Origin of the sequence: Microbulbifer sp. MCCC 1A16149, from assembly GCF_050368945.1 — a bacterium.
Lineage (GTDB): Bacteria > Pseudomonadota > Gammaproteobacteria > Pseudomonadales > Cellvibrionaceae > Microbulbifer.
Genome location: NZ_CP185959.1, coordinates 3336637 through 3358926, shown reverse-complemented (window position 1 = coordinate 3358926; position 22290 = coordinate 3336637). Strand labels below are relative to the sequence as shown.

At 58.1% G+C, this 22290-nt stretch carries 16 protein-coding genes; 5 read left to right on the top strand and 11 right to left on the bottom strand.

Annotated features, from left to right (window positions below; all coding sequences use genetic code 11):
* Positions 1-88: 88 nt before the first annotated feature.
* The 4 genes from ACONT6_RS14095 to ACONT6_RS14080 form a co-directional block, all read right to left on the bottom strand.
* Positions 89-2584 carry a DNRLRE domain-containing protein gene (locus ACONT6_RS14095; protein WP_428819078.1) on the bottom strand — a complete coding sequence of 832 codons (2496 nt, stop codon included), beginning with the start codon at positions 2582-2584 and terminating at the stop codon, positions 89-91.
* Between the two features lie 79 nt (positions 2585-2663).
* Positions 2664-3353 carry a DUF1566 domain-containing protein gene (locus ACONT6_RS14090; RefSeq protein WP_428819077.1) on the bottom strand — a complete coding sequence of 230 codons (690 nt, stop codon included), beginning with the start codon at positions 3351-3353 and terminating at the stop codon, positions 2664-2666.
* Positions 3350-4897 carry an ethylbenzene dehydrogenase-related protein gene (locus ACONT6_RS14085; protein ID WP_428819076.1) on the bottom strand — a complete coding sequence of 516 codons (1548 nt, stop codon included), beginning with the start codon at positions 4895-4897 and terminating at the stop codon, positions 3350-3352. Before ACONT6_RS14085 ends, ACONT6_RS14090 begins: the two co-directional genes overlap by 4 nt.
* A 152-nt stretch (positions 4898-5049) precedes the next feature.
* Positions 5050-5301, bottom strand: coding sequence for a YdcH family protein (locus ACONT6_RS14080; protein WP_428819075.1), 252 nt, complete (start codon positions 5299-5301; stop codon positions 5050-5052).
* Between the two features lie 198 nt (positions 5302-5499).
* Between ACONT6_RS14080 and ACONT6_RS14075 the strand changes: the two genes are divergently transcribed.
* The 3 genes from ACONT6_RS14075 (at position 5500) to pelA (ending at position 10203) form a co-directional block, all read left to right on the top strand.
* Positions 5500-7617 carry a TonB-dependent siderophore receptor gene (locus tag ACONT6_RS14075; RefSeq protein WP_428819074.1) on the top strand — a complete coding sequence of 706 codons (2118 nt, stop codon included), beginning with the start codon at positions 5500-5502 and terminating at the stop codon, positions 7615-7617.
* A gap of 100 nt (positions 7618-7717) precedes the next feature.
* Complete coding sequence (locus tag ACONT6_RS14070; protein ID WP_428819073.1) at positions 7718-8845, top strand: PepSY-associated TM helix domain-containing protein; 1128 nt, start codon at positions 7718-7720, stop codon at positions 8843-8845.
* Between the two features lie 164 nt (positions 8846-9009).
* Positions 9010-10203: a pectate lyase gene (gene pelA / locus ACONT6_RS14065; RefSeq protein WP_428819072.1), complete on the top strand. Its 1194-nt coding sequence runs from the start codon at positions 9010-9012 to the stop codon at positions 10201-10203.
* An 89-nt stretch (positions 10204-10292) separates the two neighbouring features.
* On the opposite strand, the gene ACONT6_RS14060 is transcribed toward pelA, so the two are convergent.
* The 7 genes from ACONT6_RS14060 to ACONT6_RS14030 form a co-directional block, all read right to left on the bottom strand.
* Complete coding sequence (locus ACONT6_RS14060) at positions 10293-11318, bottom strand: cytochrome d ubiquinol oxidase subunit II (protein WP_428819071.1); 1026 nt, start codon at positions 11316-11318, stop codon at positions 10293-10295.
* Positions 11315-12694: a cytochrome ubiquinol oxidase subunit I gene (locus ACONT6_RS14055; protein WP_428819070.1), complete on the bottom strand. Its 1380-nt coding sequence runs from the start codon at positions 12692-12694 to the stop codon at positions 11315-11317. Before ACONT6_RS14055 ends, ACONT6_RS14060 begins: the two co-directional genes overlap by 4 nt.
* An 86-nt stretch (positions 12695-12780) precedes the next feature.
* Entirely contained in the window at positions 12781-13335 is a 555-nt protein-coding gene (locus ACONT6_RS14050; protein WP_181252205.1) for a GbsR/MarR family transcriptional regulator, read from the bottom strand.
* A 79-nt stretch (positions 13336-13414) separates the two neighbouring features.
* Positions 13415-14299 (bottom strand): DUF1853 family protein, encoded by an 885-nt coding sequence (locus ACONT6_RS14045; RefSeq protein WP_428819069.1) that lies wholly within the window; start codon positions 14297-14299, stop codon positions 13415-13417.
* A 69-nt stretch (positions 14300-14368) separates the two neighbouring features.
* A complete protein-coding gene (locus tag ACONT6_RS14040; protein ID WP_428819068.1) occupies positions 14369-16702 on the bottom strand; it encodes an autotransporter outer membrane beta-barrel domain-containing protein in 2334 nt (777 codons plus the stop codon).
* Positions 16692-17441 (bottom strand): OmpW/AlkL family protein, encoded by a 750-nt coding sequence (locus ACONT6_RS14035; protein WP_428819067.1) that lies wholly within the window; start codon positions 17439-17441, stop codon positions 16692-16694. The genes ACONT6_RS14040 and ACONT6_RS14035 overlap by 11 nt, the downstream gene beginning before the upstream one ends.
* 278 nt (positions 17442-17719) lie before the next feature.
* Entirely contained in the window at positions 17720-18487 is a 768-nt protein-coding gene (locus ACONT6_RS14030) for a hypothetical protein (protein WP_428819066.1), read from the bottom strand.
* Between the two features lie 321 nt (positions 18488-18808).
* Between ACONT6_RS14030 and ACONT6_RS14025 the strand changes: the two genes are divergently transcribed.
* Positions 18809-20026: a cation:proton antiporter gene (locus tag ACONT6_RS14025; protein ID WP_428819065.1), complete on the top strand. Its 1218-nt coding sequence runs from the start codon at positions 18809-18811 to the stop codon at positions 20024-20026.
* Positions 20027-20052: 26 nt separating this feature from the next.
* Positions 20053-22272 (top strand): FUSC family protein, encoded by a 2220-nt coding sequence (locus tag ACONT6_RS14020; RefSeq protein ID WP_428819064.1) that lies wholly within the window; start codon positions 20053-20055, stop codon positions 22270-22272.
* The last annotated feature ends 18 nt before the right edge of the window (positions 22273-22290 follow it).

Here is a 22290-nt window from a genome sequence, read left to right as displayed (position 1 = left end):
TTCTTATAGATTCATCCGGTTTTTTCTTTGACCTGATTAGAAAAGGGCTTCCTATGGAAGCCCTTTTTTATGTGATTTTCCAGCGAGGTCAGTCGCCACAGTACCCTTGTAACCGCAGCAGCGGACCCTGTCCGGTTTCTTTGGACGTCATGTCGACCCCATTACTGCCGGACTGGGAGGCAATGACCAGTCCGGTGTTATTGCCGAGCCAGGTTTCCACAATGCCGGAGGCGAGCAGGTCAATCTGGTGACTGCCAGTGACGGAGGGCACAAAGCTGGCCAGTTGTGATCCGAGCACCACACTGCCACCGACGCTGTTCCAGGTTGCGGACTCTTCCTGCCAGTCTGCGGTGGCCCGGTAAATACCGTAGGTATTCCCGGAGCGATCGGTTACGTTCAGTTCCAGTTGGGCCTGGGTAAATCTGGAGCAGTTCTCTATGCCTGTCAGATCAAATTTGACCAGGGTGTAGAGCTCCCCGTACTGGCGATCACTGCCATCGGCCAGCAGTCCATCGCTGCTGCCATCAAAGTTGCTCGCGCCCTGTGCCGAGCCGACGAATACGTCGTCCGATGCAGCCTGCACAAATTGCTGGCTGCTGCCGGAACCGGAAGAGCTGCCCGAGCTTGAGGAACTGCCCGAGGAACTACTGGAGGAGCTACTCGACGAACTGCCGCCGCAATCGGCGTCGACGGTCAGTACCGGCGCGGTACCGGTTTCTTTGGAGGTCATATCCACACCGTCACTACCACCGAGTGAGGCGATCACCAGTCCGTGGTTGCCACCGCCCAGCCAGCTCTCAATGACATTGCCTGCGAGCGCAACCTGACGCAGTTCGGTGGTGGATGGGGTAAAGCTGGCGACCTGGCTGCCGAGCATGCCGCTGCCACCAATATTGCCCCAAGTCGCGGACTCTTCCTGCCAGTCACTGGCCGCCAGGTAAACGCCGAAGCTGCTGTTGGAGTAGTTTGTGACATTCAATTCCAGGGTGACATTGCTGAAGCTGCTGCAGCTGGCGATATCGTCCAGGTCAAATTTCACCAGGGTCATCATCTGGCCGTAGGCGGAATCGCTGGCATCGGCCAGCAGGCCTTCATTGCTGCCGTCGTAGTTGGTCGAAGTGTAGTTGGCGGTGACAAATACATCGTCGCTAGCGGTCAGTGCTGTGGCTTGCCCACCTGAGCCGCTACCGGAGGAACCACCGGATGAGCTGCTGGAGCTACTGCCTGGATTGGTCCCGATCACGCTGCGGTTACTGGCGTTGCGAGTCAGGCTCATCGATTCGCCCACCTGGTTTGCACTCCACCAGTTGATGTTGCCGGGCAGTACCAGCGAATCGGCAGCGCGCTCGGCGCGGCTCAGGGTGCTGGCGGAGGTGTTGAACTGCGCGGTGCGCACGACCACTTCCTCACCGCTCACCTGAATTACCTTGAACTGCTGGATACTGGCGAGATCAATAGTCCAGGATTTGGGATCGTTGGCGGAGCGCGCCGGCGCTCCCCAGCTACCTTCGCCCACGTACACGGTGCCGCCGTTGCCGGTCGCTGCAAAGCCGTTGCCATCCGGGATCAATGCTTCGGTGAGTTTGGTCATGTGGGTGTCCGACTCCACCACCAGGTTGATCGCATTGTCGTAAAAGTCCTGCGCCCACCAGCTGTGCAGAATGGTGTTTTCCGATTTACCGGAGTAGTGCGGAAACATGGGCTTGTGATACTGGGCAAAACGCCACTGGGCGCTGCTGCCATAGGCAACCAGGTCGCTCTGCAGCCAGCTGTTCATGGCGCTGGCATAGGAAGACCAGCCGCTGTTTTTGAACTGGCTGTTGAGGGTGTAAACACGCAGCAGCGGGGATACCTGCACGGCACCGTAGGTGTCATCCGGATTGCAGTTGCCGTCGCCGTCGAAATCCACACCGAACACCTGGCACAGGGTGAAGTAGTTGTTGTCTTCGTGATTGCCGTGGGTGGGAATCAGCGGGTAAATGCGCTGGTAGTTGTAGCCATCGATCTGGTCGCTGGAGTAGGTCAGCTCCCAGTCATCGAGAAACGCGCGCATCTGCGATGCGCTGTTGGCATCGGTAAAGTCGCCGCCGTGCATCACCGCCAGTGGGCGGATTTTTGCCAGCAACTGGTTGCCCTGGCGGCGCGTGGTATGGCCGGTGCGGGTATCCCCTCCGGCGACGACCACAAACGGGTCATTGTTTTGTGGCGCAGTGCGGAACCAGAAACGATCGCCACAGCCATCCTGGTCACACACGCGATAGAAAATTTCTGCGTCCGCTGTGAGGTTTTGCAGACGCACGAAATGGCTGACCACACTGCCGTCAAAGGTACGGGTGGCATCGACACCGGCTGTGGACCAGCCGCTCTCATCGGTGGTGTAGCCATAGCTTACGTAAGGATTATTGCTGCTGCCGTCGGGAGAAAAGCCGATTACGGCGCTGTCGCGACCATCGCTATCCCATACCAGCCGGTGATGCTTGGTGGCCGCATTGGCGTCTGCGACAGATAGCCCTGCGAGCACCGCAGCACAGGCGGTACTGCGTGCGATCCTGGCCCATAGATTACTACCCAGAAAGTTGTTCATGGGAAAACTGTCCTGTTTAAGGATTATTGTGGGGCGAATTGGTTTGGAAAATGTACTGCACGGAAGAGTGTGCGAGCGCTTAGTGACAGCTTTTTGAATTCCTAGCCACCAGGCGCACAAATGCCGCATTGCGGTGCGGAAGTGTGACCTGTTGCCCTTCCACAAAACTGACCGCTTCGGCGCCGCTTCCCAAATACTGGTAAACACCCTGCAAAAGCTTTCCGGAGTCCGCGGTCCAGTAATCCCCGCGCTTGGTCCTCGGGAAAAACGCGGTATTGATGGCCGGCTGACCCGCTTTGCTGTCTGCATATACCAGAGTGCGCAGTTCGGTTGCGCTTGGCAGTCGCCAGCTATTTTCTCCACATAGCTGCTGCACGCGGATGCGACGGATCAGGTCGGCGGTATCGCAGCGGTCCGGTTCAAAGTAGCAGTCGCCAAGGTTCGGGGAGCCTGCCGCCGGTAGCGGCATTGCGTCCTGTATTGCGGCAGCGGCCGTGAATCCTGTTTCCGCTTCCCGGTACCAGGAGTAGGTCCAGAGACCGTCGTGAATACTTTCATCGTCGGTTTTGACCTCCCACAACAGGCCGGTGTTTGTGTCACATACACAGGACCAGGGGCCGGACCAGGGAGCAAGCGCTTCGCCGCGGTTATTTATTTTTACCAGGTGATACGGCTGGGGTTTCGGGGCGGCCGGTTGCTTGAGGAATACAGCCAGACACAAAACCAGCGGCAGACCAGTAACGACGAAGGTGCGTTGCCAGCGGTTCATTGGGCGAACGCCAGGCGAATGGCACGGGTGTGCCGGGTGTGGGCAATCTGCGCGCGGTCAAAGGCGGAAACCCACAGGCAGATACCGTCGCCGATAGGGACATCCAGCGATGAGCCGGTTACCAGGCTGCGCGCCATTTCCAGTGTCCAGTATCCCCCATGCCAGCGCGCCCGCGCGCGCACGTCGGCGCGGTCGCCTTCAAACCGGTTGGAGTTGTACAGCACCGAGGGCATGACGCTGCCCGTGGGAATTCCGGCATCGGCCGCTTCGGTATACGGCTGATAATCGAACCAGGGAATAACCCACGGGTTGTGCCCGGCATTGGACAGCGCAGCCAACTGCTCCGGGCTTTGCGGCAGCCGCTTGGGGGTAATGCTGTCGCGCCGGTACCACTGCCAGTTCATCACATAGGCGCCGGACTCCTTGCCATCCTGCTGGTAACCCGCGGTATAGCGGCGCTCGCCGGCGCGGGGGTGGTCTGCCGGGCCGATAAAATTGTCGTCGGCCAGATACATATCGTTGGTGCGCACGGCTTTCCAGTGCCACAGGTCGTGCAGCTGGCCATCGCTGCTGTAGTGGTAGCCCTTTCCGTGCCAGTTGGCCGGTTTATCCGGCAATGGCTTGCGGCCCAGATGTGCGGTGCCCGCGGCGCCAAACGCGCAGTTGGGAGAGAGCAGTACCGCGAACTTGTCCTCGTAATGGCGCACTTCATTGAACTGATGGAATCCATCCTGCTGCACCTGCCAGCCGTTGTCGGTTTTCAACAGGGGCAGGTGCGCCAGGCTTTTATCCCGGTCGCGCCAGCGGGCCAGCAGGAAAAACTCCGTACCATTGCTCAGTGCACGCAGGGTCACGTCGGTAGCGCCGTTATCAAAGTTGGCACCGCCATCGGTATTCACTGTAATAGAGCGGGCGGCTTGCCACTGGGGCTCATCGGCGTTGCCGTCGATATGGATATGGTCACTCGGGGGGATGCTTGCTACTTCGAGCGGGTAATGACTTTGCTGGCTGGCCAGCTGCCACGTGATTGCGAGCAAGGGGAGTGCAGCAAGAGCACCGATGCCCAGGCGCACTCGCGCGGGAAGCACAATGTGGAAAAGCGCCGAACGCCCCCAGCGAATCAGGTAGAGTCCCCCGTGTCCCAGCAGGTATAGGCCCATACCTAGGGCGCAGAAAAAGTGGATATCGCGGGTGGTGCTGCCAGCGTTAAAAAACATCAGCCAGCCGCTGGCAAGCGAGCCTGCCAATACCGGGTAACCGGCACGAATAATGGCTCTGTGCCATCCGCACCAGAGTGGACGCTTCTTTTGGCTGGTATTTCTGAAGCGGAAAATCAGATACAGCAGGACGCAGAGGGAAATGGTGAGGGCGCTAAAAAAATGCAGCTGATGTACTGCGCCCTGTGGCAGCAGTTCTTCGAACTCGGCGACCAGCGGACGCTGCAGGGTGGCGATACGCAGTCCAGTGAACAGGCTGCACAGCACTGCGAGCATCGCAGCGCTGTGCAGCAGTATCCAGTTCAGGCTCTTGCGCTCGGGAGTCACTTTGCCGCCTCAAATAAGGAGCAGCTTAGACGTATCCCGTGGCAGATTTATGAATTGCGCGCCCGCTAGAACCTTGCGCGTAGAACCTTGCGCGAGGTTACCCAGTACGCGCTAGGGATCGACGCGCATTGTCCCAGGCGCAGTCGGCTTGTTCAGGCCGAGCCGTTTTCCCGAACGATCTGCTGGTACAGCCGGTCCTTCATGTGTGCCCGGCGTATCTTTAACTGATTGAAGTGATTGTCATCGGTGGCTACCCCTCGTTCTTCGAGCCCTCGTATTTCCTTATCCAGCTTGTGGTAATTGTCGCTGGTGGAACGGAACTCGAGGTCGTCCTCGCGCAGGTGCCGAATGGTCTGGGCGAATTTGGGGAAATCGGCTTCCAGTGCGTGAGAGGGTATTGCCATTGATGTATCTCCAGTAGGTTGGTGGAAATTTAATCGTTACAGGTAAAAGTCTAGCTGTTGATTCCGATGTCAGCGGGGCTGCCGGCAGAGTTCCCACATGCTTAACTAAAGCTAAATGATAATAAGTTGCATTTGCGTAGATGCTTCTCTAGAATCCCGTTCCAAATTCATGGGGTCATCTTCTGGGGATATACAAAGATGCAATCAGAACAGCACATGTTTGCGCGTACTCTGCTGGCAACTGCTCTTATCGCGGCGGGCAGCGCCAGCGCCGACGACAAATCTAATGTAGTGGAAAACGTAGAAGTCGTGGGGGAACAGGCGGAGTCCTACCTGATAGACGGGGCAGACACCGCTACCGGTCTGGGGCTGTCGATCATGGATACGCCACAGTCCGTGTCCGCTATCGGCAGCACCCAGCTGGATGACTTCAATATGTACAACCTGAACGACGCGCTGCTGGCAGTGCCGGGCATTCAGGTTGAGAGCGTCGAAACTGACCGTACCTACTATTCCTCGCGCGGCTTCGATGTCACCAACTTCCAGGTTGACGGTGTGGGCCTGCCGGCTACCTACGGCAACCGCAACGGCCAGACCGATACTTCCATCTACGAGAGCATCCAGGTAGTGCGCGGGGCCAATGGCCTGATGAGTGGCGCCGGTAACCCGTCTGCCACCGTGAATATGGTGCGCAAGCGTCCCACCGACGATCTGCAGATGTCGTTCAGTGCCATCGCCGGCTCCTGGAGTAGTCTGCGTCTGGAGAGCGATGTCTCCGGCACCCTGACCGACGGCCTGCGCGGCCGCCTGGTAATGACCAAGGAAGACGCTGATTCCTACCTGGATTACTACGCCACCGACAAATCCGTAGCCTACGGCGCCCTGGAAAAAGATCTGGGTGAGTCGACCCTGCTAACGCTCGGCGCCAGCTACCAGAGCAGCCTCGCCGACAGTCCCATGTGGGGCGCGTTGCCGCTGGTGTACTCCGACGGTACTGCCACTGACTACGATGTGTCCGCGAGCACCTCGGCCAAGTGGGCCTACTGGGACAACATCGAGAAAGAAGTTTTCGCCGAGCTGAAGCATGAGCTTGCCAACGGCTGGGAAGTGAAGGGCTACTACAGCACCGCGGATATCGAAGGCGACAGCGACCTGCTGTACATGTACAGCCTGCCGGATCGCGAAACCAACGAAGGCCTGATCGGCTACGCCAGCAAGTACACCCTGGACGAGGATCGGCAAGTATTCGACCTGCGCACTTCCGGCACCTACAACCTGCTCGGCCGCGAGCACGACCTGCTGTTTGGTTACAACTGGTCGGAAGGCTCCACCACCGAAGTTTCCCTGTACGACTACACCAATGGTTTCCCGTGGATCGGTGACTTCACCGAGTGGAACGGCGAGACCCCGGTGCGCCCGGTGTATACCGACGGCCTCACCGGTAGCGACTTCGACTACGAGCAGAGCGCCGTATTTGCCGCGACCCGCTTCCGCGTTACCGACAACCTGAGTCTGGTGGGGGGCGCACGCGTGGTGAACTGGGAAGCCGAGGGCGTGGGTTACGGCACCAGCAAGCTGACCGAGGTGGATGGCAAAGTGCTGCCCTACGCCGGCGTGGTGTACCGGATTGACGACAGCTACTCCCTGTACGCGAGCCACACCGAGACGTTCCGCGCCCAGGACGATATCGCGGAAGACCTGACCTTTATCGATCCCACCGAAGGTGTGAACGACGAAGTGGGTGTGAAGGGACAGTTCCTGGATGGCAAGGTGATTGCGACCCTGGCCTATTACCAGACCCAGCAAAACAATGTGGCGGAATACGCCGGACAGATCCCGGATCCGGTCAACGATCAGGTCATGATCGACTTTTACGAAGGGCGTGATTACGACAGCGACGGTTTCGACCTGACCGTGAGCGGTGAGCTGATCGACGGCCTGAACATGGAGTTCAGCTACGCCAAGGTGAACATCGACAACAAGGCGGGCAACGGCCTGAACCGCGACTTTATCCCGGCCCAGACCGTGCGCCTGTACGCCAGCTACCGTCCGCCGATGCTGGATCGGCTGAAAGTCGGTGGTGGTATCAACTGGCAGGACGATATTTCCCGTATGCACGCTGCCGGCCACATCATCGAGCAGGATGCCTACGCCACCCTGCAACTGTTCGCCAACTACAAAGTGACCGAGCAGCTGAGCTTCTCCCTCAATGGGGAAAACCTCACCGACGAAAAATACATCAGCAGCCTCTACTGGGATCAGGGCTTCTATGCCGCGCCGCGCAACTTCAGCGCGTCGGTCAACTGGCGCTACTGATTCGGTAACGCATTGACGTGATCCTCTGGGGCGGCGGGCCTGAATACCGTCGCCCCGTTTGTGTATTTAGAAATTGTGTTTTTACAGACCGCCAAAAATCATGAATAAGACCCTGTTCAAACTGCACAGCTGGATGGCCCTGATCGCCTTTGTACCGCTGCTTCTCATCTGCGTGACCGGCAGCATTCTGGTGTTCAAGCACGAAATCGATTCCCTGCTCCTGGCCGATAAGGTGCGGGTAGAGTCCGGCGGGCGCGAACGTCTCAGCCTGGATACCCTGGAGGCATCCCTGCAGAGTAATTTCCCGGGCTACGAAGTGGTGGGCTGGGCGCTGTTCCAGGACAAGGAGCGCGCGGACCTGGTTTACACCATGCAGCGCGGCACCGACGAGTGGACCTATGCGCTGATCGACCAGTACAGCGGCGAACCCCTGCGCGCGCCCATGGGGCTGACCCATCATCTCACCGACTGGCTGCTGGACTTCCACTACACCCTGTTGATGGGGGACTGGGGCATGTTGGTAACCAGCGTGTTTTCGATTCTGTTGTGCCTGCTTGGCATCACCGGTTTTATTCTGTACCGCAAATTCTGGAAGAACTTTTTCACACTGCGTTGGAACGCGCGCATGATCGTGTACTTCTCCGATCTGCATAAAATGACCGGCATCATCGGTGCGCCGGTGCTGCTGATTCTCGGGTTTACCGGCGCCTGGTGGAACATCACCCATTTTGCCCACGAAATGGAAGAGCACGCGGAAGGCCACGAGCACTACAAAATGGAGCAGCGGCTGTACAGCGACGAACTCTCCCTGCAGGCGCTGATGGACGATACCGGCAACCAGCTGCAGAATTTCGAGACCACCTATATCTCTTTCCCGTGGGAGCCCGGCAGAAACCTGACCTTCTGGGGCGATGTGCATACCGGCAACCCGCTGCTCAGTCAGTACGCCAGTAACATTACCTACAACGCGCAGAGTGGCGAGCACCTTCTCAGCTACGATATCCGCGACGCCTCACTGGGTGCCAAGATCCTCGACAGCTACCGCCGCCTGCACTTTGGCAACTTTGCCGGCCTGGTGAGCAAGATCCTGTGGTGTGTAATTGGTCTGTCACCGCTGCTGCTGTCCATCACCGGTATCTATATCTGGAACCAGCGCCGCGGCAAACGCAGGGCGGCGCGCGAGAAGCGCCGGGTCAAGGCCGCGCAACTGGCCGGGGCCTCTGCCTGAGGGGAGGCTCACGGGCCCGAATGCATCCTTCCAGCCGGGCTTGCCCCGGCTTTTTTGTGTCCGGATTATTGGACGGTTTCATCAGAACACGGCTTTTGCTACCATCATTTGGCCTTACCAAATAATTAAATTCTGCCTGACAGAATCCCGTAGCGAGCCCTAGTATGAAATTTGCCCAACTGTCGGTCCGCTCCCTGCTGCTCTCGGCCCTGGTGTTCAGCGTTTCCGGTTGCAGCGCAGAGGCCGACCCGCTGGATCAATTACAGCCTGCCAAGACCATGGCCGAATACCGGGCCATGTCGGAACAGCTCTACAAGCTGGACCAGGCCGCAGTTAAGGCGGAAGCCAAGGCCGCGGGCCTGGACAAGTCCCCCAAGCCGAAAAAAGCCAAGCGCTTTGGTTTTGATGCGCAAAAGGCGGCCACCGATAGCGACTTTTTCACCACGCCGGAAGGGCGCCAGATCGCTGAAAACCTGCTGACTTTCCAGACGCCATCCGGCGGCTGGTCCAAGCGCACGGATATGGGGGTGCCGCGGCCGCAGGGCTACCAGTACGGCACCGAGAAAAGCTACGTGCCCACCTTCGACAATCTCGCCACCAGTACCCAGTTCTGGGTCATGGCCAATGCGTGTAACAGCCTCGGGGAAGCGCGCTACTGCGACTCCGCAACCCGCGCGCTCAAGTACATCCTGATTGCCCAGTACCCCAACGGCGGCTGGCCGCAGACCTTCCCCCTGCGGGGCAAGTATCACGATTACATCACCTACAACGACACCGCGATCACCAGCTTGCTGACCATTGTCGCCGCCGCGGCCAATGACGATCCGCGTCTGAAGTTCGTGCCGCAGGTGCTGCGCGAACAGGCGCATGACAGCCTGCAGCGGGCACTGGAAATGGTGGCCGCCACCCAGGTTGAGGTACAGGGCAAACCCGCTATCTGGGGCGCCCAGCATGATGCGGAAACCTTTGCCCCCACCGCAGCGCGCGCTTTCGAACCGGTGGCACTGGCGACCAGTGAAAGTGCCGACCTGGTGCTGTTCCTGATGTCTCTGGAGCAGCCGCCGGCACATATCCAGAAGTCTATCGACGATGCCAATGACTGGTTTGAGAAGCACCGCATCGACGGCCTGCGTTACCGTCGCGACGGCAAGCTGCCGTCACTGGTGCCGGAGGAAGATGCCGACCCGCTGTGGGCGCGCTTTTACGATATCGATAGCGATCGCCCGATCTTTGGCGACCGCGATGGCAAGGTGTATTTCGATGTGGATGAGGTATCGGAAGAGCGTCGCCGCGGGTACGCCTGGTACACGGAGCAACCGTACAAGGTGCTCAAGAAATATCGCAAGCGGCAGGAGTAAGTCGGTCATCTGCACCAGCGTTGTTACATAAAAAAGCCCCCGGTTAATCCCGGGGGGCTTTTTGTTTAGGTACCAATGAATGGAAATGATTAATGATAGTGCAGATCGGTAGCCTTGCCCCGGAACACCCGGTAGGAGAACGCCGTGTACATCAGGATCATGGGCACCACTACCACGGCGCCGACCAGGATAAACTGCAGCGATTCCCGCGCACTGGCGGCCTCCCAGATGGACAGTTGACCGGGCACGATATCCGGGAAAAAGCTGAAGCCGAGCCCGCTGAAGCACAGAGTGAAAATTCCCACCACGATGGCGAATGGCACACCGCAGTGACGATCCGCTTCCTTGGGCAAGCGTCGCAGCAGAATGTCGTTGGCCACAAAGCCGAGAAAACACAGGGTAGGAATCAGCAGCACGAACATCACCAGCGGGAAGGTAAACCAGCGGTCGAATACTCCCGGGTTGACCAGCGGGTTGATCAGGCATACTGCTACCACGCCGACCAGGGAAGCGCGTCCGGCTGTTTTGGTCCAGCCCACCGCCCGCGCCTGCAGCGAGGATTCGGTTTTCAGCACCAGCCAGGCGGCACCGATATAGCTGTAGGCCGCGGTGACCCCGAGGGCGCTGATGCCACAGAACAGAAGGGCAGGCAGACTCTGGTCAAACCCCATCACGTACTGGCCGAGCATATAGCCCTGGGTGAGCGTGGTAACCAGCGAGCCGATCTTGAAGGTGCGATCCCACGCAAGCTTGTGATCCACCGCCGCCTTGGCGCGAAAGTCGAACGCCACCCCGCGCATGATCAGGCCAATCAACATGATCGCCACTGGAATATACAGGTGCATCAGGATCAGGCTGTGCGCCGCGGGAAAGGCAATCAGTAACAGTCCGACGGCCAGTACCAGCCAGGTTTCATTGGCATCCCAGAAGGGGCCGATGGACGCGATCATGGTATCGCGCTGCCACTCATCCTGCTCGCCCATGGGCAACAGGATGCCCACACCCAGGTCGTAGCCATCGAGAATCGCGTAGGCGAGTACCGCCAGCCCCATCAGCCCGATAAACACCACCGGCAGCCAGTCGCCACTACTGGAAATTGCGCTCAAGCTGTTCATCGGGTACCTCCGGCGATTTTGGATTCGGGCAGATTGGTGAGGCTGCCATCTGGTGCGGGCTCGTTGGTTTCAAACTCCTCCACATACACCGATTTGAGAGCCATGCGTTTCAGGGTGTGGATATATGCCCACATCAGGATTACGTAGACAATCAGGTAGAGGGCGAGTGAAAGCCCCACATTGGCCGGCGCAACCGGAGTAACCGCATCTGCGGTAGTGAGAATTCCGGTGACCAGCCACGGCTGGCGGCCGACCTCGGTTACGTACCAGCCCGCCAGGGTGGCGACCCAGCCGGAAAAAGTCATCGCTACAAGGATCTTGAGAAAGGTGCGTGGAATCTGCGGCCTGCGCAGCAAATAGCAGCCCGCCCAGGCAACCGCCAGCATCAGCAAGCCCATACCCACCATAATGCGGAAGCCGAAAAACAGCGGCTTGACCGGCGGGTGGTCGCCCTCGAATGTATTCAGGCCGCGGATCTCGCCATCGCTGTGGTGAGTGAGAATCAGGCTTGCCAGCTTGGGAATACCCACGGCCAGATGATTACTGCGGGTTTCCTCATCCGGAATGGCAAACAGCAGCAGCGGCGCGCCCCGTTCGGTTTCCCATACCCCTTCCATGGCGGCGATTTTTTGCGGCTGGTGCTCGAAGGTATTGAGCCCGTGCAGATCCCCCACAAATGCCTGCAGGGGTGCCAGTACCGCGGCCAGGATCAGTCCGGTTTTCAGTGCCAGTCGCGGCGCCTGTTTTTCATCCCCTTTCAGAATCCGGTATGCGGAGAGGCCGGCAACAAAAAACGCAGCCGTCAGCCCGGATGCCAGGAGCATATGCACCAGGCGATAGGGGAAGGAGGGATTGAAAATGACCTGCAGCCAGTCCGTTGCGTGCACCACACCATCGCGGATCTCATAGCCCGCCGGAGTCTGCATCCACGAGTTGAGCGCGAGAATCCAGAACGCGGAGAGGGTTGTGCCGATGGCTACTATTAATGCGGAGAAAGTGTGTACCTTGCTCGGCACACGCTTGATACCGAACAGCATAATGCCGAGGAAGGTCGCCTCCAGGAAAAACGCCGTGAGTACTTCGTAACCCAGCAGAGGCCCGGCAATATTGCCCACCTTTTCCATATAGCCCGGCCAGTTGGTGCCGAACTGGAAAGACATGGTGATACCGCTCACCACGCCCAGCGCGAACGTCAATGCAAAAATCTTTACCCAGAACCGGTACGCGCGCATCCACACCGGGTTACCGGTGAGGTCGAAGCGCAGTTTGAAAAAAAACAGGATCCAGCAGAGGGCAATGGTGATGGTGGGGAACAGAATATGAAAGCTGATATTGGTGGCGAACTGTATTCGCGACAGCATCAGAGTATCCAGCATAGGTACCTCGGTGGCAGGCGGCCTTGGGCCGCGGGTGGGTTACAGCGGGTGCCGGGAACTTTTAAGTGGTGCGCTTCTCCGTTGATTTAGCTATTGGATTTTTTCGACTTGGCGCCGGCCTTGAGGTCCAGCAGCTTGTTCAGCCCTGAGCCCAGTTTCATAAGCCGGATCAGGTCCTTGTGCTCCAGCTTGCTCAGGGTGTTGGCGAACTGGTCGAGCATTTCCAGCAGGCTGTAGACCTCCTGGATGCGCTCCTGGGCCTGGGCTTCCTGCGGGTCCCTGGGATCGGTCAACAGCAGCTGGCGCAGCAGGGTGAGGGTCGGGTCCAGCTCGCGCTTGCGGCGTTCTTCAAACACCGTGCGGGCGAGATCCCAGATGGAGCCGGCCGCGGTGAAATAGTCTTTCCTGTCTCCGGGCTGGTGATGCAATTCGATCAGGCGCCAGGCCTGCAATTCCTTGAGCCCCATACTCACATTGCCGCGACTGATCTTCAGCGCCTCCGCCAGCTGGTCCGCGTTTACCGGTTCGGAGTGGATCGTCAACAGGGCAAACATTTGCCCGACGGTGCGATTGAAGCCCCAGCGGCTACCCATTTCACCAAAATGCAGTACGAAGGCCTGCGCCTGACTGGAGAGTTTCATTATGTTCTTAACTTTCAGAAATTTCTGAAAATTGTAAACGAGGATTGACCGGTGTCAAGTTCGGCGGTCATTTCTTTTGTTAGGGAATGGCGAGCTGAGCCCGGGAAGCCCAGTCATCCGGCACGATAAACCCGCGGGTGACCTCGCGGTGTTTATCCACAGCGGCCACACACAGCGGCCCCCGGGCTTTTAGTTTTTCGGTGATTGCGTCTGTGGCATCGGTCAATGTGAGTGGCGCGGTATCGTGGGTGGGTATACAGGGGGCCAGCCAGCATTGCTTGGGCAGTTGCAGCCAGTGCCAGGGCTTGTCAGCAAAGGCTTGCAGGAAGCCAGGCCAGTCGGACCACCAGAAATCCTTATCGGCTGTCACATTGTCCAGTGAGCGAAAGCGGCGTCCGGGCATCAGGGTCCACTGCCGCTGAATTTCAATACCCTGGTCGCGCAGGAGTGGCTCGACCTCAGGCTGGTGAATGATCGGAAGCTGGTGGTCCCGGGTGCGTGCAAGTTTGATATCCAGGCGGTCCTTAAGGCCGGGGCCGACCCAGGCATCTGCGACCTGTAAATAGAACTTCACTGCCACTTCCCAGTGTTCGGTGACATCATCGGGCAGATAACGCACCACATAATCCAGTTCACCGAGTGTCTTGCCTGCAACTCTGAGCGGGAGATTGCGTGCAATCAGCTGGTACTGAGGGTGATATCGGAAAGCGAACGTCCACAGGTTTTCGAAGTAAACCCCCAGGCGCCGGCTGCTGGTCGATTCCACAAACGTGCGTAAAATATTTTCCAGGGAAGCCCGCGTCGCCGGCGCGGCAAAAAAATCGCCCAGTTCTGCGCGCCGTTCGCTCGGCAGCCAGGGCAGGGAAGGTGTCTCACTGATATCGTCAGTGGTGAGCGCCCACAACAGGTTGTCCCAATGGTCGGGATAGGTTGAAGGGAGAGTTGAGCGGTCCGGATCGGTCATGCACCGATTATAAGTAAAAGCGCGGCGCGGGCTAAACTCTGCCTGTTTGCGGGCGGTCGGTAATTCCGGTTACCACTTGAAGCGGAAGCCGAATGTGAGGCTCGCCTCATAGCTGTCCCCGAAGTTGTCCATACTGGTCGCGTAGTCCACTTCGCCGTAGACCGAGCAGCGGTCGCCGCACTGGTCGTAGGTAAACCCTATCCCCAGCTGGCCCCACCAGTCGTCGCGTGCCTGATAAAGCGCGCTACCGGAAACATCCACTTCCGTCTTATCGTCAAAATAATAGAACGCATTGGCGATGGCGTAGAGGCCAATGCGCTCCAGCAGCAGGTTGCCGTACATATTACGATTGACCCGCTGGCTGACGCGCTGCTCGAACGCCACGCCCAGTCGTGCGAACGCACCCTGGTTGTCTGTATCTTCCAGATAAGCACCGTAGGGATCGAAATTGTCATCGATATCTTCGGCGGTATAGACCAACTGAAGCTGAGGCGTGATGGAGTAAAAGTCACACAGTCTGAAACTGTGCCCGCCCTCTACAGAAAAATTGAAGCCGATGGCATCGTTGCCTGTGCCGAGATGCCAGAGCTCGTGGGAATACAGGTCGGAATCGAACCAGTTGAACTGCGCCTGGATATCCGCGTAACTGCCCTGGCTGCCATACCAGGTAAAGGTACTGCCGATCCCCCAGTTATCGGTGCGAATATCCCCGTGGCCAAAATAACTGTCCAGCTCCGTGCTGCCGTAGCCGTACTGGGCAAAAATGCCGAGCACCAGGCGCCCCCAGTAAACCGCTGGATCAAAGGAGAAGTCGGCACCCAGCTGAATCTGACCAAAATCCTGTTGCCACTGTGAATAGGAGGTCGACCGTTCGGGATCATTTTCGCTATAGGCCGAATTCCCCCTTATCCACAGGCCACCGCCATCAATTGCGCGTTCAATGGCATTGCCGTAACAGCAGACGCCGCGATCGCGGTGGCTGGTGCCGGCCCAGAAGCGGTTACCCACACGCTTGCGCAGTGTGGTTGGCGCATTCATACGGCGGATCGCCTGGGCATAGGTTTCATAGAGCACGGCACCGGGTTGCCAGCGTGGAATCAGCTCGCCGCTGTCGCTAAATGGGTCAACGATGGTAGATCGCAGGTACCAGGTGCCATTGTCGGGATTGTTGATTCCGCCGCGGTGCAGACTGTAGCCATAAGCGCCGCCGACGGTAGCCGGGCGCCTGTCGTAGCCCCGGTAATCCCCATCGAGGATAAATGCCCTGGGCGGGTTATCTCCCCCTACGTGGATAATCGGAATGCCATTGCCGGTGGTTATGGCTCCGTCGCCACCGGCATTGTAGATACGCACAAAGGTGCGGCCGCTCGCGTTGCCCTCAATGTTCAGAAAATCCGTCGGCGCGTTATCGCCGGCGAGTGTGGTATCCATCCACAGACGTGCATCGCGCCCGCGCCCGTCGTAATTACCGAAACGACCATTTGCGTGGCTACTGATATCAAGGCGGTTGAATTTCTCATTTGCGAGTAACAGGGTGCCCGCGTTGTTTACATCGCCAAATATGGTGAATTGAGATTCCGTGGGTTCAACAATGGCACCAAAACGGATATCCAGTCCCAGGGGCTGCTGACCATTGCGCCCACCGCCAACAGACAGATCATTAAACAGGCGCAGGCGCGTACTGCCGTTGACGATAATGCGCTCCCAGTTGAGCAGGTCGCCACCGTCGAGCAAGTGGTCGAGTTTGAAACGCAAGGTGTCGATGTAACCGTCATCAGCGTAGAGGTCATCGCCGCCATCCAGAATGGCATCTCCCTCGTAGGCGTAGGCATCTATTTCTATGTAGTCGGATCCATTTCCGCCATCGACGTGATAAACCAGGCCCTCGTCGAGATAGAGGGTATCGTCCCCATCACCTAGAGACAGCTTCTGGTAAATAAAGCCGCCATCGAGTAACACGTAATCGTCGCCAGCGCCCATATCAGCGACGAAAATAAGACCGTCGTAGAGCTCCAGACGATCATCACCTGCACCGGTATTCAGGCCACCGTCGAAATAGTTACCGATTTCCGAATCGCGAACGTCCATGATGACGGTGTCGTTGCCGTTTCCGGTAAGCAGGTTGGTTTCAACGGTCGCGCCGTTCACATTGACAAGGTCATCCCCTTCGCCAGCGTCCACATTGCCGATAGTGCCGGCGTTAAGGTCCAGGGTATCGTTTCCGCCAAAACTGTTTACATCGGCCCCTTCGGCATCGTTATCTTCGTCGCACAATATCTGATCGGGCCCCGCAGTACCGGTATTACCCGGGCTACAGTCGGCTATGGCGCCCAGGGGAAGCGTAGTAAGACCCAGAGCGAGCCAAAAGCCCGCGTGCCAACGTGATGCCGAATCAGAACTCATAGGTGATACCCAGGTTCAGGGTCCAGGGGTTGGTTTCAAATTCTGAATAGAGTCGTTCGTAGCCGAGTGTGGTGGGGTAAGTAACTTCTGCGTCGGGGTTGGAATCGGTGTAGATCACCGCTGCATTGATTAGCCAGGAGCGCATAAATCCACGCCCCAGACGCCAGTCTATGCCCAGTTGTGCACTGGCACCCCAGGAGTGGGTTATACCGAAATGCCCGGGGCCCGTCGCCATGCCACTGCCTTGCAAGTAGTGCTGGAATTCCGGGTAAAGATCGTCATCGTAATAGTCGGAGTAATTCAGCCCAACGCCAATATATGGTTGACCGAGACATTCGAGGTCTGTCATATACCAGTTGACGAACAGATTGGCCGAGGAGGCACTGAATCGCCCGAAATGAATATTGTCGCGCCCCGGACGAGCGCGAAAATTTTGCAGCAACAGCGAGTGATCCGAATCAGCCACATACAACATCTCAATACCGAGATAGGGCAGTGGTCGCCATACACCGGAAACATTCCACGTGGTGTCGTCCTCGATTTCCCACTTGGTTCTGTAGAGCTGCCAGTCCTGCAGCAGGTAATATTTGAGCGAGGTATTGTTGTCATCGGGATAGACAAAGCTGGCACCTACCCGCACGTAAAAACGGGTAAGGTCTACGTCGGAAACAGGGATCTGTGCTTGCGTAATAAAAGGGAACAGAAATACCAAGCAAACGGCCAGCTTGAGTTTTTTCATTGTTAACTCCGTTTAACACCGGTTGACGCTGACGACCTGATTATCATTGGCTGGTCGCACGTCGTATCTTGAGTTACTGGCGCCCCAGTTTTGATTGGATGGCGCTGCAGATACCGAAAAAATTATCGGGAAATCTCAGCGGCACCTGTAAAAGTAGCATGGGGTGGCGAGGTTGCAGGAGAAAGAGTGACCTTTGGGGGATGGCGAGTTATTCAGAATTCGGGCGACATCAGGACGGCGTGCCAGAGATTATTTCCCCTCCCCGGTGTGATCACGCGCTAAAACGAAAATTTAATTCCAGCGAACAGGCCGCTCAGATCCAGATCGTCAAAATAACGCGAATTATCGAAATTCCATTTCAGGTAGCGATAGCCACCGACAATATCGTAGCGGTAGCAGCGATAATTGATGGCACCGAACACTTGCCAGGTCGAGTCGCTTTCCCCGCCGCCCACATCGGCGTAGTAGGTGAGATACCAGCGCTCGTCGAGATCAGTCTTGCCGCGCAGGCCGACCACGCCATCCCAAACATTGCCGGAGTTCGAAACTCTGAAGCGGCGGAATCGGTCGAGGCCTCCGGTGACATCCACATCGAGCCCCAAATAACGCGCGCCGAATGTCAGGTTGAGTCGCGTGATATCGGACTGATAGAAACGATAGGCGCCGCCCAGAGTGGAAACAAAGCCTTCAAGGTCAATATCGGCACCGACGCGGAACAGGTCGCCGCGAAAGCGCACAGTCTGCCGGATATCGTCGGATACATTTAGATAGATCATGTCGGCAAACAGCGTCCACTCGTTCCGGCTGGCGGCGAGGGTGCCCATGAAGCCCATTTCAAGATCTTTGATCAGTTCATCGAAGCCGATATCAATATTGTCGCCACTTCTGTTTTCGCCACCGATACTGGCGCCCCACAGGTAGAGTTCGGCACCCAGCATCCAGCGATCCGCTGGGCCACCGCCGAAAGTCTCAGGTGGCCCGTAACTTTGTGCCTGCGCCAGACAAAAGGGAAAGCTCAAAAGAAATAGTATCAGGATGCGTTTCATTGCGAGTCGTCCTGTGGTCCTGTCATTATTCATATACTTCTGGGCCGGGTGCTACTCCGGGCAAACCAGGCCGTGAGCGTCCAGCTGCGCGCCGCCCTTACGTTCACGTCTAATTGAATGCACGGTTTTTGAACCTCTAGATCTTGGATTAGATTGACCGCGCCAAGGTGGCTTTAACTGACGATTTGTCGCGTTGGCCATAAAAAGGAGAACTATCGGCGCCACATTAACAATCGGACTAAGCTCCAGACTGTCCATGACTGTCGTCGATGCGCATTCCTTGTTTCCCCGGCAGCGGATAAAGAGGACAAGGAGAGTCCGATGGAGTACGCCGATCTCACCATTCTGGCGCTGTTTGTTTTTGCTTACTGCGCGATCAGCGGCCGTGCGGATCGCACGCCCATTAATGGCGCGCTCGTATATACGCTGTTTGGACTGGCGTTTGGCGCCTGGGGGCTTGGGCTGTTGAGTTTTGAATTAGACTCGGGAAGCCTGCGTGCCATCGCTGAATTAACCCTGGCGCTGGTACTGTTTTCTGATGCGGCGAATTCCAACCTGCACGTTTTGCGCAAGAACATTGTTGTGCCCCAGCGCCTGCTGTTGATAGGCCTACCGTTGACCATCGGGCTCGGTGTTCTCGCAGGGGGCTTCCTGTTTCCCGACCTGCCATTTTTCGAAGTGGCTGTGCTCGCCACCATGCTGGCGCCAACCGACGCGGCGCTAGGCAAGGCAGTAGTCTCGAACCGGGCGGTGCCGGGATTTATTCGCCAGGGGCTGAATGTGGAAAGCGGCCTCAACGATGGCATCTGTGTTCCCATTCTGTTCGTGTTTCTCGCGCTCGCCACCGGGGAGGTGTCGGCTGGCGCGCCGGGCGGGTTGGCGCTGAAACTGGTGATGGAGGAGCTGGGTATTGGCTTGCTGGTGGGCCTCGGTCTGACAGCAATACTCACGCTACTTTTACGCAGCGCCACCCGGCGCGGCTGGATTATGGACACCTGGCAGCAACTGCCTGTCATCACCATGGCGCTCGGATGTTTTGGTGCGGCCCAGTGGTTGGGTGGCAGTGGTTTTATTGCGGCGTTCAGCGGCGGATTGCTGTTCGGCTGGCTGGCGCATGCGGAAAAACGCGAATTGTTGAAGGCGGCGGAGGGTACCGGGGATGTCCTTGCGTTGCTGACCTGGGTAGCATTCGGGGCCGGCGTAGTGGCCAAGGCGCTCGCACATATGACCTGGGAAGTCGTACTGTACGCAGTGCTGAGCCTGACAGTGGTGCGCATGCTGCCGGTGTATCTATGCCTGATGGGGACCGGGACGGATTTCCGCGAGAAACTCTTTATGGGGTGGTTCGGGCCGCGGGGCCTCGCGAGTATTGTGTTTGCTGTGATCGTGCTCAATCACCAACTTCCCGGAAACGACACGCTCGTCCTGACCGTCTCCATCACCATTTTGCTCAGCGTCATTGCCCACGGCATAACCGCCAATGCCTTCGCCGCGCGTATTGGACGCGACGAAGCTGGGTCGGGTGGGGCATCAAGCTAGCCATGAACAGTACGGTGATATCCACAGTGCTGCGCTCCAGAGCGACACGGGAGGCGATCAAGACCGCACTGGCGCTGGTGCTGACTTACTGGATCGCGCTGCAGGCAAATTGGGACAAGCCCATGTGGGCCGGTCTGGCCGTGGCGCTGGTGAGTCTGGATTCGCTCGGCTTATCCCTGAACAAAGGGATGATGCGGATGCTGGGCACTCTAGTGGCGGCGATGGTTGCGCTGCTGCTGGTAGGGCTTTTTGCCCAAGACCGCTGGTTGTTCATGACCGCGCTTTCGCTGTGGGTAGGCTGCTGCACCTTTATGGTGTTGGGGTCCCAGCGCGCCTACTTCTGGCAGGTGTGCGGATTTGTCAGTGTAATTATCTGTGTCGGTGCCGCAACCTCCCAGGGGGGCGCGTTTGAAACCGCGGTTTTGCGTGCCCAGCAGACCGGGCTGGGCGTACTGGTTTACAGCCTGGTTGCCATGCTGCTCTGGCCCAGCCACAGCGGTGACAGGTTCCTCAATACCCTCGCAGATCTGCATCAGAAACAACGCGCGCTGTATCAGGCGGTGATTACCGCCCGGCACAGTTCCGCGGATATACAGCAGGCGACCAAGGCGCTGGGTGCGCTGGCGGTAGCACACCGCACCCTGGCGAACCTGCTCGACGCCGCGATTGCAGATAGCTACGACATCTGGGAGGCGCGCAGTGACTGGCAGCGGTATGTGGACCGCTGTAAAGCGCTCACCGAATGCCTGGAGCAACTGGCACTGTTCGCGCCGAGTGATGCTCTGCAGCAGCTTGGCACACTGATCCCTTCGCTCGACACATTCGACGCTGCCATACAGCAGCGTTTCCTGTGGCTCACTGCCCCGGCGGACGGGCTTGTGGATAAGTCGCAGGAAGCAGCGCACACTTTGGACGTTGAAAAGAGCCGGCTGACATCTTTGTCACTGTACGATGCGGGAAACCTCACCGTGGTTCGGCGCCAGCTCCGTGACCTCGACACCATGACCCGGGAGCTGGTGTCGCTCCGGGCGCGCATCGAAGGCGGCGCCGTTGAGGCGCAGTCGGCGGGGCAATTAAGCGAGCCGCTGGTTACCGGCTACACTCTGACCGAACCCCGCAGAAACGCAGGACGTGTCACTAACGCGAGCCGCGCGCTGGACCGGGATCGGCTGATCGCGACCTTGCGCGTCATGTTGACCCTGTGGGCCGCATACCTCATTTATATCTACGTGGAAGGCTTGCCCGGTGGGCCGGCGCTGGTGACGCTGACCGGATCGCTGGCCATCGCGATGGCGGTAGCGCCACAGGTCTCTCCACTGCGACTGGTACTGCCGGTGTTGCTGGTTACGTCGCTGGCGGCGGCGATCTATCTGCTGATCATGCCCAGGTTGTATGAATTCTGGCAGCTGGGGTTGCTGCTGTTTTGTCTGACCCTGCTGATTTGTCGGCTGTTCGCTGCCCCTGCCTTGCAGGCGGTGAAGGCGACTGCATTTTCCTTGTTCATCTCTATTTCCAATATCCAGAGCACACAGTCCTACAGTTTTATCGCCGTCGCCGATATCGCCATGGCATTTGTCATCGTGCTGGTCTTGCTGTCACTAGCATCCTATATTCCCGCGTCGCCTCGGCCAGAGCAGGTTTTCCGGCGGCTTCTCAAACGCTTCTTCTTGTGTGCCGGTCGCTTATTTTTGACAGGCGGTGGTGTACCGGAGATGGGTGACGCCAGGGGGCTGCGGAAAAACTGGCGTAGCCGTTCGCTGATTGCGACGCTGGCTACACTTCCCGGGAAGATTTCAAACAGCGCGGCCCGCGTCCCTGTCCGGCTTTTGCCCAATGCGTCGCGGGATGCCCTCGATTCTCTGGTGGCACGAGTGGGGGCGCTAGCCTTCTATAGTCAAACACTGGCGCTGCACCGCCCCGATAACTGGAAAGAGCCGGCGGCGTTGCAGCAATGGCGTGAATCGGTGGCAGGCGCACTGTTCGCCATGGCTGATGGCATGGATGGAAAGGGTAACGAGACGATTGACTACCGCGCGCTTGCGGCACGCCTGCAGCAATTGCTCACTGAAATCGAGTCCGAAGTGCGATCACATGTCACACAGCTGGAGACCGCTGATGCGAATGAAGTCGAGCAGTGGCTGTGCCGCGCGGGACTGTTCCGCGGTATCGGCCAATCGCTGGTGGATGTGTGCCGTTGCGTGGATGAATTCAACTGGAGACAGTGGGATGACCAGCGTTTCTTTTGACACACAAGCGACACGCGC